Here is a 1,106-nt window from a genome sequence, read left to right on the forward strand (position 1 = left end):
AAACGGACGCTCAACACTTCAAGCCAGCAACACACTGACTTGGGCGTCATTGAACCAAAAGTTGTCTGCAAATAGCGAAACGACCAAGCACTACCAACAGTTGAGTGAGCACCCGATGGTGAAAATGGCAAACGTAAGTATTTCTGCCAATGAAACTCAAGTGGACATTGCAGAGCAAGCTTACACGCCTCAATTCGGTGTGGAAGTGATGTACGCCTATCGTCAAGCCAACAATATGAAAGGCGAACCTGCATCGGATTTGGTGAGCGCGTATCTAACAATGGACATTCCCCTGTTCACTGGCAATCGCCAAGACCGCAACTTAGCCGCCGCTCAGTATCAAGTGGGTGCTGCTCGCTCACAAAAAGATACGTTACTGACTCAGATGAACGCGAAGGTCAACACATTGCTGGTTGATCGCGCCAACTTGAGTCAGCGTTTAGAGCGTTATCAATCCACCTTACTTCCCCAAGTTCAAGCTCGTATTCACGCGGTAGAAAGGGGTTATCAAAACAACACCGCACAGTTTAATGACGTGATCATGGCAAGCACAGACGAGCTGGCGCTAAAGCTCGAACAGCAACGTCTTATTACCGATTTAAACATCGTAAACAGCAACTTAGCGGCTTTATTGGGTGGTTTCGAATATCAAGTATCCGCACCCAACATCACGCCTGAAGCAAGCGCGAACTAAAACAAAAACATGAGAGAACCCAAGTTTGGGGACGATGGCGAATGCACACCAATAAACAATCAACATCGCTGTCATGCCTCATGGGGAAAATAAGGAATTAGGAATGAGTTCAAATTCAATCAAGATAGCAACCATCGCTCGGCTTGTTGGCGGGGCACTAGGGTTGAGCGTTAATCAGTACCTATCTGGTGCAAACCACGACATGAGCGGCACAGGCGGTAGCGCTGCAAGCATCTCAAACGAGCCACTCTATTGGGTTGCGCCAATGGATCCAAATTATAAGCGCGACAAACCGGGCAAATCGCCAATGGGCATGGACTTGATCCCAGTGTACGCCGAAGATCTCGCGGGTGAACAAGACAAACCCGGCACGGTGAAAATTGACCCATCAGTTGAAAACAACTTAGGTGTA

Annotated in this window: 2 protein-coding genes; both read left to right on the forward strand. The window is 48.2% G+C overall.

The features are described 5' to 3' along the window. Nucleotides 1-694: TolC family protein (locus R7M72_RS25570; protein ID WP_318056524.1), on the forward strand; the 694-nt coding region annotated here is incomplete at its 5' end. Nucleotides 695-797: 103 nt separating this feature from the next. After that, a partial coding sequence (locus tag R7M72_RS25575; RefSeq protein WP_318056525.1) for a heavy metal-binding domain-containing protein occupies nucleotides 798-1,106 on the forward strand: 309 nt, incomplete at its 3' end.

Origin of the sequence: Vibrio sp. YT-18, assembly GCF_033337345.1 — a bacterium.
In the GTDB taxonomy this organism is placed as follows: Bacteria; Pseudomonadota; Gammaproteobacteria; order Enterobacterales; family Vibrionaceae; genus Vibrio; species Vibrio alginolyticus.